Consider the following 9371-nt stretch of genomic DNA (forward strand, 5'->3'; position numbering starts at 1 on the left):
ATAAATAGTAAAACTATATGAGATTAGACTTTGTAGAATATTGTCAGGATAAAGATTTGCCAAGCGAGTGGCGTTTAGATGGTTGTCAATTAGGTAATGTCAACTTAATTGTTGGTAAAAATGCCTCTGGTAAATCGAGAATTCTTAGAAGTATTAAATTTTTATCAGATTTTCTATCTGGTGAAGAAAAGCTTAGTAGACTTGATGGTAGGTTAAGAGAGTGGAAACTAACTTTTGATTCTCATAACGAAGATAATAAAAAAGTCTACATATTGAAAGTTGAGAATAGTCTAGTAATTGAAGAAAGTTACACTATTGGATCTAAATTTTACCTCAAGAGAGATAAATCAGGTGAAGGTAAAATTTGGGCTAAACAATTAGAAAAAGAAATTGATTTTCAAACACCTACTAATGAAGTCGCTGCTTTCCATCGAAGAGATTCTATCCAGCATCCTTTTTTTGAAGAAGTTTACACTTGGTCAAGTTTATTGAGGTATTACGAATTTGGAACAGATTTAGGCAGAAGTAGTCTTGATGTAATTAACACCGAAAGCGTTGCGATAATCAAAAAAAATATAAACTTCAAAAATAAAGATCATGTAATTCGCATATTCAAATTAGGAGAAAAAGAGTTAGGAGAGAGTTTTATTGAATCTATCAAATCAGATATGTTATCTGTTGGTTACAGAATAGATGAAATTGGTACTAAAACGCCAGCAACTTCAATTTTTCAAGAAGGTAAATCCTACTTGCTAGAAGTAAAACCGCAATATATTTATGTTCAAGAAAGTGATTTAAAAGATAAAACTGAACAATCAATAATATCTCAAGGGATGTTTAGAGTATTATCTTTAATTATTCAAGTAAACTACTCACTGTTAGCTAAAAATCCTAGTTGTATTTTAATAGATGATATTGGAGAAGGACTCGATTTTGAAAGATCATCAGCGATGGTTAAGTTGCTTATTAGCAAAGCACAAACTGGATTAGTTCAGCTAATTATGACTACCAATGACAGATTTATTATGAATGGTGTTCCTTTGGAATATTGGTCAGTGATTGAAAGGACACCAGGATTAGCTAAACTTCATAACATACATAATTCAAAGGAAATATTTGATGATTTTAAATTCACTGGGTTAAACAATTTCGACTTTTTTGCAACTCAATTCTATATTGAGGGGTTTGGTAATGAGGAAAATATAGAATAGTGAAAAAATTAGCTATTTTTGTAGAGGGTAAAACAGAACAGATTTTTGTCGCAAAGTTGCTGAGAGAAATTGCTGGAAAATTTCAGATTTCCATAGAGATTAAATCTCGGCAAGGAATTAACTTTGATAAAGTAATAATGAAAGATTCTGTCACTTCAGAAACAAAATTTTATGTATTAATTTATAACTCATGCCGTGATGAAAGTGTTGTTTCAGACATGAAGGAGTGGTATCATTGTTTAACTGAAGATGGCTATGATAGAGTAATAGGTTTAAGAGATGTTTATCCAATATCCATAGCTGACAAATCTAAGTTGGAAAGAGGTTTGAACCTTGCTAATAGTGTTCCTAGTTTGGGAGAATTTGTCGGATATATTGATAAATTCATGATTTCTTCATGAATATGATAAGTAGTGAGACAGAATTAATTACACAATGTCATTGGGAATGGAACGAAGTGAAATGAAGCAATCGCAAGGGTTGTGATTGCTTCCCTTCGCTCGCAATGACTGTAAATATTTTTGTCCAATTACTTATATGAATAAATGTATTTATGTTAATAGTCTAAAAATATACAAAAATATCTTCATATCACAAATTTTTATCTACCCAATGGAGGAATCAAGACGTACCCAATAAGTATTAAATAATTAAACATTCCGATCACCTGACGAACTTTAACAGTATATCCCTTTGTTTGCACTATACAAACAAGGGATTTTTTTATGCAAATTCGTAAATGATACCAATTGTAGATGATAATCATCAATTTATATGTCTTAGGGGGGACTGGATTAAACCCGAATAAATATTAAATATTAAATAGCCCGATTACCCTACCGGACTTTAGCTCCAAATCCTCTCTTGTCATTACCCGATAAGAGAGGTTTTATTCACATTTTTCAAAATTGATATATTACCAAAATTTGTCTACATATTAAAAATAATGCCCCGACCATAATAAATATTAATGTTATTTTTCCCCCAGGAACTAGGGTTTGATAGTTACCATTAGCAAATTCTGGTGTTTGACTTTGTTTCCAACTCATTAGTGCTGGCATAATTCCTCCGAGAATGGAAACACTAAATGCTCCCGTGTATTCTAAAGCATGAAAAAAGATATTAGGATTAAATGTTCCTAAACTCAGAGGTGGAAGCAACACTAAGGAATAGAGAGGTAAACGAGAAATTTCGCTTTTGGTAATGATGGAAATATCTTGAAAAAAGTCTGCTAAACCATAGGTAATACCTATAAATGATGTCACAATTGCAAATTCAGAAAAAATTGATAATAAGACAGCAAACCATTCTCCTGATTGACCAGTTCGCAGAATTTGCAGTGGATCAAATACGCTCTCATTTGCGAAATTATGCGATAAAATATCTGGAGTCATACAGCCTAAAATAACAGCATTCCAAGCTAAAAACATGAATAAGGGAATTAATGAACCAATAATCATAGATTGGCGAATTTTATTAATGTCTCCTTCTAATTGAGTTACAACCAGTGGAATAATACTGTGAAAGAACATTGCTACATATATAATAGCAATAGCATTACCAATAGATTGCCAATTTTGTACTAGAAGTTGAGAGTTTTGAAATTGCATTCCTCCTAATATTAATAAACCCAAAAAAGTAATTAATAAAATAATAATGAATATACCATTTATTCTTTCTATCAATCTATCTTTACCCCAATACATTAGGCTACCAAATACGAGAAAAAAACTGACTGTTCCTACCCACTGAGGTGAAATATACTCTAATTCCCAAACTTTATCAACTGTGGTTGTTAAAATTTTGCCACCTTCAGTCATATATGCCACTAACAGGGCATAGTGGTTAAATACATAGGCAATTCCGGCAATTCTCGCTCCTGGTTTACCGAGAATCTTTTCTATGATTGCTAATAAACCTATATGAGAAATACCCTCAAATCTCATCACATTTAAAGTCAATTCTGCAATTAATAAACCGGAAGTTAAAGTATACAGCCATACAGTAACAAGTAGGATTGTGGATGGTATAATCCCCGATGGTAAAGTTACAGCAGGTAATCCAATAATCCCCGCCCCAATGGTAGTTCCGACAATTAAAGCTGTATTTCCTAAAACACTACCGGGTTGATGTTGAAATTTATGATTATCAAATTTTAGATGGGAAAATAATCGCGTTACTGTTTGTTCTTTTTTATTCATAAGTGCAGGTAATTAGTGTTATTGAGATTATTTATATCCCCGACTTCTTGAAGAAGTCGGGGATATTGTCTTGTGGTTAATTAAACAAATTTTTTGGTAAACTCACATATTAAGTCTACTCTACCTTTACGTAACATGGCTGGATCTAATCTTTCCGTGGTATTACAAGTCATTAGTATGACCAATTTCTGTTGCATTTGAATACCAGATTCGTCAATTATACTTTGGTATAATGTCCCATCTAATAAGGCTAAAATATGCTCGGTTTTGTTGTTATATTGTGCTACTTCTGAAGCTCGATCTTGAGCTAAATTATCAGCTTCGTTGATGATAATACAAATCTTTTCTAAATATGTTGGCGGCACAAAGTTAGTGATGGCATCATGATCTAAAATGAAAATTACATATCCTAAAGGGACAAGAATTTCTTTAGCAACACTTTGTGTCCATGCTGTTTTCCCTGTACCTGGTGCGCCATGTACTACAACGGCTAATTGATTTTGATCTAAAATTGTTTGTTGAACTATGTCAGTAAAATCTTGAATATCTTGGGGAAATGTTGGTAATGAATACTGACTATGAACTTTCCCAACACGACTTTGATATCCACTCAGCATGACTGCTAGATCATAGGTGGCTTTATTAATTAATGGCTTGATATTTTTAGCCATTAAAGTATAATTTCTTCTGCCTCTTTCATAAGCTTCAATTTGTAACCAAATATCATGTTCTGACCAGTAGGCATAAACTGTATTAACCACATCTAGTCTTTCCCAGTTTACAAATTTTTCAACGGGGAAATAAAAGTCTCTTTCTGAGTAATATTGGGTGATAATATCAGGACGTTCTAATAGTTTTAAAACTCGTAAGACGGTTATTTCTTGGAGAAGATTCAGGACGTAATCAATAGGAATACTGTTGCGGCTGACAAATTGGACTAGGGGTGTTTCTGTGGTTAAAAAGTCTTTATGGCGCTGTTCTGGGGTGAGCATATCTGGTGTAATATAATTCCAATATTTTTGGAATTCACCACGGGTGTAATCTGAAGCTAAATTTAAAATATTTGCCCACCAAGCATATTCTTTTCTCGCTAAAGCATCAGCATAATAACTGGCTAAATTAATACTTTTCTGGGTTAATTCTTGAGTGTCGTGGAATAGAATTTTACCGAAGTATTCCCAATCAAAATCTCTGTGAAATGGTCGCCAACCACTAGATAACAAGTGTTGAAAGTTCTTATTGGTGTTATTACTTTCGTTGGTTCGGAAATAGTCAAAATCCATAGTCAAATTATTCTCTGTTGAAACAGGCAATGATGCACAACTTTTTAATCACACTTATAAAGTAGATGCCGAAAACCCTTGAAGATGCGTTCTCCTAAGTCGAACGCATCTGGGCTTCAGACAAGGGATGAAGGCTAGTACCGCAAGGCGGAAGTCAAAAGTCAAAAGTCAAAAGTCAAAATGAAGACAGCATAGGCTTTTGGAGGATTTAGAATGGTTGGTTTATTTACGCCGTTTTGTACTAGTTGCTTTCCTTTATCCTGCAATGACGTTAATTTGAAAATTTGAAATTATTTCAAATTTTAATCCATATTCGTGATACAATCAAATTGTCACTAAAGACATAAAAAGCTACCGGGGGACTCTCGGAAAGTTACGCTTGTCAGATATGATTTCGCCCGCCAAGTCCGACGAAATCAGGGCAAGAACCCAAATATTTAAGGAACCAATCCTGAAACTGGGATAACTGAGGGATATAGACTGAAACTCTCTATAGAATCTCCACGTCTTTAGACCGGAGAGTGTCAAGTAACATACTATAGCATTACACCAAAAGGTTTTGCTGCTTAATGCTGATGGCGTAGCCTGTCCTTAGAGGTTGTTGGAAAAGTATTAGATGAAACCGATAATCTCCAGAAACCTAATGCCTATTGCATATCGCTGGATAATTTAGGTCAATTTGCCTAAATTGCGAGAAGATTTAAAGTAGCTAGTTTATACAAAAAGTCAGGGTTGAAATTGCTAAATATTATTCCACTCCTATTGCTACTTGTCCAAGTACCGGCAACGGCGATTTTGCTTTCCCGGTTGCTGAAGGGTCCTAGACGTGATCCAGCTTTAACACCACAACAGCCAACACCGGAACTTTTAGGCAGTGTGAGCGTGGTTGTACCGACGTTAAATGAGGCGTTGCGGATTGGTCCGCTTTTGGCTGGTTTGACTCGCCAAAGTTATGAGGTTCGGGAAGTTATTGTGGTTGATAGTCGCTCTCAAGATGGTACTCCCGATTTGGTAAAAACCGCAGCAGCGACTGACCCACGCTTTCGGGTGATGACGGATGATCCTTTACCTTCTGGGTGGGTGGGTCGTCCTTGGGCGTTGCATAATGGTTTTTTGTTCAGTTCTGAGGGGAGTGAGTGGTTTTTGGGTATGGATGCAGATATCCAACCTGATGCTGGTTTGGTGGCGAGTTTGGTGCAAACTGCGATCGCTAAAGGTTATGATTTGGTATCTTTATCACCGCAGTTTATTCTCAAGTATCCGGGGGAATGTTGGTTACAACCGGCTTTGTTAATGACGTTGTTGTATAGATTTGATCCGACGGGGATTTATACTGAACAACCGGAACGGGTAATGGCTAATGGTCAGTGTTTTTTGTGTCGTCGGTCTGTGTTAAAGGCTGTGGATGGTTACACCAGCGCGAAGGGTTCTTTTTGTGATGATGTGACTTTGGCGCGGAATATTGCCGCTAAGGGCTTTAAGGTGGGCTTTTTGGATGGGGCTAAGGTGCTAAGGGTGAGGATGTATGAGGGGGCGTGGGAAACTTGGAACGAATGGGGGCGCAGCCTTGATTTGAAGGATGCTGCTTCTCCCGCTCAGATTTGGGGGGATTTATGGGTATTGTCGGCGGTGCAGGGTTTACCTATTTTGATTTTACTGGGTTATTTGTCGCTGCCTTCTTTGGTGCTTTCACTGCCGGCGCTACTGTTGTTAGGATTGAATATATTTTTGGTGGTGATTCGCTTTGCCTTATTATTAGCGATCGCTCCCTCCTATGATCGGAAAGATGCCACTGGTGGTTGGTTATTCTGGCTTTCTCCGTTGGCTGACCCTTTAGCGGTGCTACGCATCTTTTTATCTGCATTTCACACTCCTAAGCAATGGCGCGGGCGGAAATATGGAGATTAAGGCTATTTAGGGCGCTGACTGAGGGTATCGCTCTTTATTCCAGTTTGTCTTGTGGGGAGGGAGCGATCTTAATCATGAAAAAATATCTTGGTTCTTAGGGACTTCCAATTAAAAAAATACCCAAAAATTTCTTGTGGTGCGGGACGAATTGCCCGCTAATCATCAAGGACGGGCAGGATGCCCATCCCACAAAATTGGGTAATTTATTTTTTGGTGTTCCCTTAAAGAACACAGGCTATTATAATTAGTGTATCTGTAAATTCTCTACATTTATTTGCTCTATGGATTTATTAAACATCTGCACAAAGGGCATTTTTTGAGAGGAGAAGTGATGACAACAATTAAGTGACGTTATACTATATATAGTTCTAACTTAAAATAACATGAGCGATCGCCCAGTTCAGATCACCCTCCATAAGCGCGTTCAATCTGCTTTGGATGCACTTTCCCCTCAAGAAAAACAAACTGTATCTCAAACTTTGATGAATTTAGCTAATGCTGGGATAGAAACAGCAATATCAGCTAATTTCATTAAAAAGCTGAAGATAGATGAACCACTCTATTTACTGCTAATCAATCCCAACTTGAGAGCAATTTTAAATATGGACAATCCCGATGAAATTAAAGTTTTAGATTTGATGACTCACGATAGGTTAGAAATTTTTGCGGCAGCAAATAGCTAACTTTAAGTATAACCCATGAAAGATTTTATTAAACTTGACTTTAATCCCCATATTGCTAGAAGTCAACTTAGAGAACTCCGCTACCTATTAGACAAAAATAAGTCTTTATCTGAAAAAGATGGTATTGTGCCCTTTTTCAGGGATAATCATCATTTATCAGCATTTATTGGATCTTATCATCCCAAAATTAATAGATTTAATCGTCTGGCATTTGAGTATGACATATTTGGAGATTTTGCGGCTGACTTAGTAATTGGAGATTCTATTAAAAAATCCTATTGTTTTGTGGAGTTTGAAGGTGCTGCATCTAACAGTATATTTGTCTCTAAATCTGGAAAAAATACTCCTGAATGGTCTTCCAGATTTGAAAAAGGATTCAGCCAGATTTTAGATTGGTTTTGGAAACTGGACGATTTAGAAAAAACAGATGCTTTTGAAGATAGGTTTACTGCCAGAAATATTGACTATATGGGATTGCTAATTATTGGCAGAAATGAGCATTTAGAACCTAGAGAAAAAAAGAGGCTGGAATGGCGACAGAAAAACCTGATCCTAAATTCTAAACAAGTCTACTGTATGACTTTTGATGAATTATATGATGATCTGTTATTCCGACTTGAAAAGTATCAGTTGGCGGCGGAAGTAGACAATTAAACGTACACACAAGTTATCGAATCACCATTATTCCTCAAATTACCCCACCCTAACCCTCCCCGATGCTTTGGGGAGGGAACTAACCCACCTTCCGCACCCTAAACTGTCACACAACGAAAATTGGTCGTTTGGAGATTTGGGACTGTCGAACTGCTTGCAGCAGCGCTTCGCTATCGCTATCTGAAATTTCCCAATTTTTGTATAAAAATTATCCTTTAAGGTATTCAAAAATCCGAAATTACCGATTGTGACACCAGGGGGTGCGGAAGGTGGGAACTAAAAGAGCTTGAGCAGCTTCTAGCTCCGCGATCGCTCCCTCCTATGATCGGAAAGATGCCACTGGTGGTTGGTTATTCTGGCTTTCTCCTTTGGCTGACCCTTTAGCGGTGCTACCCATCTTTTTATCTGCATTTCACACTCCTAAGCAATGGCGCGGGCGGAAATATGGGGATGATGTCGGCTAGAAAACCAGGTGATTAATAGAAAAATTCCCCTTGTGTCTGGGTACAGGCTAAAATTTTCAGTAAAAGCGTTTATTTTGGAACGAGGGGAACTTATGGCGATTAAAAAAGGAAATATGGTGCGGGCTATTCGGGAAAAGCTAGAAAATAGTCTAGAAGCACAGGCTAGTGATTCCCGTTTACCTAGTTACTTGTTTGAAACCCAAGGGGAAATTGTGGATATCAAGGGTGATTATGCTTTGGTGAAGTTTGGACAAGTACCAACGCCCAATATTTGGTTAAAGTTGTCACAGTTGGAAGAGTTTGCCTAATTTAGATGTCTGATAGAAATAGATATCTCCAAAAAAGTAGAGACGTTCCATGGAACGTCTCTACAAGGGTTCTGGAAAACGCAGATTTAATTTTCACCAGATAGTTAATTTTCCTCGTCGGCGGGGTCGCCATAGGGATCTTCACTGGCGGGACGAACATTGCCAAAGTTGCCTTGGTTGGCGGGGTCGCCATAGGGGTCTTCACTAGCGGGACGAACATCACCAAAGTTGCCTTGGTTGGCGGGGTCGCCATAGGGGTCTTCACTAGCGGGACGAACATCACCAAAATTTGCTTCGTTTAGATCATCACGAGGTGGACGGATTTCTTCTTGATCTCGTTTATCGCCTAACCCTACTAAAAAATCTTTCGCCTTTTGCAAAAAGTCGTTAACCATGATCTGTCTCCTTATTGTGTTGCCTCTGGTAGTTGAGTGAGATCCCGACCTGTGGTGCGTCCGTTATAGCCTTGGAATTCACTATACTTTTGCGCTTCTGATTCGGGAACACGAATACCATCTGGGGGAGGAGTTACCCAGTGAGCGCGGTTTTGCTCATCACGGTAATATACGCGCCCATTTTTGGAGAGATAATATTTGCCTTTTGCTCCTGTTCCTTGAGCGTTTTTTTGTTTGTTGTAGAGATAGTAAAGAGCGGCTGCT

9 protein-coding genes and 2 pseudogenes are annotated in these 9371 nt (G+C 37.4%); 7 read left to right on the forward strand and 4 right to left on the reverse strand.

Going from position 1 to position 9371, the window contains the following annotated elements; all coding sequences use genetic code 11:
- Positions 1-17 precede the first annotated feature (17 nt).
- Positions 18-1211: an AAA family ATPase gene (locus tag FJR37_RS17045; RefSeq protein WP_168466605.1), complete on the forward strand. Its 1194-nt coding sequence runs from the start codon at positions 18-20 to the stop codon at positions 1209-1211.
- The gene (locus FJR37_RS17050; protein ID WP_168466606.1) at positions 1211-1612 is read left to right on the forward strand and encodes a hypothetical protein; all 402 of its coding nucleotides are present in this window, start codon (positions 1211-1213) and stop codon (positions 1610-1612) included. Before FJR37_RS17045 ends, FJR37_RS17050 begins: the two co-directional genes overlap by 1 nt.
- A 501-nt stretch (positions 1613-2113) precedes the next feature.
- Here FJR37_RS17050 and FJR37_RS17055 read toward each other — a convergent pair.
- Entirely contained in the window at positions 2114-3412 is a 1299-nt protein-coding gene (locus FJR37_RS17055) for an amino acid permease (protein WP_168466607.1), read from the reverse strand.
- Between the two features lie 80 nt (positions 3413-3492).
- Positions 3493-4695 carry an AAA family ATPase gene (locus FJR37_RS17060; protein ID WP_168466608.1) on the reverse strand — a complete coding sequence of 401 codons (1203 nt, stop codon included), beginning with the start codon at positions 4693-4695 and terminating at the stop codon, positions 3493-3495.
- 738 nt (positions 4696-5433) lie between these two features.
- Between FJR37_RS17060 and cruG the strand changes: the two genes are divergently transcribed.
- From cruG to FJR37_RS17085, 5 genes and pseudogenes are all read left to right on the forward strand, one after another.
- Entirely contained in the window at positions 5434-6603 is a 1170-nt protein-coding gene (gene cruG, locus FJR37_RS17065; protein WP_371416130.1) for a 2'-O-glycosyltransferase CruG, read from the forward strand.
- 383 nt (positions 6604-6986) lie between these two features.
- Positions 6987-7286: a hypothetical protein gene (locus FJR37_RS17070; RefSeq protein WP_039204237.1), complete on the forward strand. Its 300-nt coding sequence runs from the start codon at positions 6987-6989 to the stop codon at positions 7284-7286.
- Between the two features lie 15 nt (positions 7287-7301).
- Positions 7302-7940 (forward strand): Shedu immune nuclease family protein, encoded by a 639-nt coding sequence (locus tag FJR37_RS17075; protein ID WP_168466609.1) that lies wholly within the window; start codon positions 7302-7304, stop codon positions 7938-7940.
- A gap of 305 nt (positions 7941-8245) precedes the next feature.
- A pseudogene (locus FJR37_RS27025) lies at positions 8246-8404 on the forward strand (glycosyltransferase family 2 protein); the annotation flags it as partial.
- Positions 8405-8496: 92 nt separating this feature from the next.
- On the forward strand, positions 8497-8712 hold the full coding sequence (locus tag FJR37_RS17085) for an NAD(P)H-quinone oxidoreductase subunit O (protein ID WP_027401856.1): 216 nt from the start codon (positions 8497-8499) through the stop codon (positions 8710-8712).
- A 104-nt stretch (positions 8713-8816) separates the two neighbouring features.
- Here the strand turns inward: FJR37_RS17085 and FJR37_RS17090 are convergent, their stop codons facing one another.
- Together FJR37_RS17090 and FJR37_RS17095 are read right to left on the reverse strand one after the other, a co-directional pair.
- A complete protein-coding gene (locus FJR37_RS17090) occupies positions 8817-9107 on the reverse strand; it encodes a hypothetical protein (RefSeq protein ID WP_039204235.1) in 291 nt (96 codons plus the stop codon).
- An 11-nt stretch (positions 9108-9118) separates the two neighbouring features.
- Positions 9119-9371 (reverse strand): annotated as a pseudogene (locus FJR37_RS17095) (hypothetical protein); the annotation flags it as partial.

The sequence above is a fragment of the Aphanizomenon sp. UHCC 0183 genome (assembly GCF_009712065.1).
In the GTDB taxonomy this organism is placed as follows: domain Bacteria; phylum Cyanobacteriota; class Cyanobacteriia; order Cyanobacteriales; family Nostocaceae; genus Dolichospermum; species Dolichospermum heterosporum.

Coding starts and splice junctions, on each gene's coding strand:
- FJR37_RS17045 (WP_168466605.1), top strand. CDS start 18: ATGAGATTAGACTTTGTAGAATATTGTCAGGATAAAGATTTGCCAAGC.
- FJR37_RS17055 (WP_168466607.1), bottom strand. CDS start 3,412: ATGAATAAAAAAGAACAAACAGTAACGCGATTATTTTCCCATCTAAAA.
- FJR37_RS17060 (WP_168466608.1), bottom strand. CDS start 4,695: ATGGATTTTGACTATTTCCGAACCAACGAAAGTAATAACACCAATAAG.
- FJR37_RS17070 (WP_039204237.1), top strand. CDS start 6,987: ATGAGCGATCGCCCAGTTCAGATCACCCTCCATAAGCGCGTTCAATCT.
- FJR37_RS17075 (WP_168466609.1), top strand. CDS start 7,302: ATGAAAGATTTTATTAAACTTGACTTTAATCCCCATATTGCTAGAAGT.
- FJR37_RS17085 (WP_027401856.1), top strand. CDS start 8,497: ATGGCGATTAAAAAAGGAAATATGGTGCGGGCTATTCGGGAAAAGCTA.
- FJR37_RS17090 (WP_039204235.1), bottom strand. CDS start 9,107: ATGGTTAACGACTTTTTGCAAAAGGCGAAAGATTTTTTAGTAGGGTTA.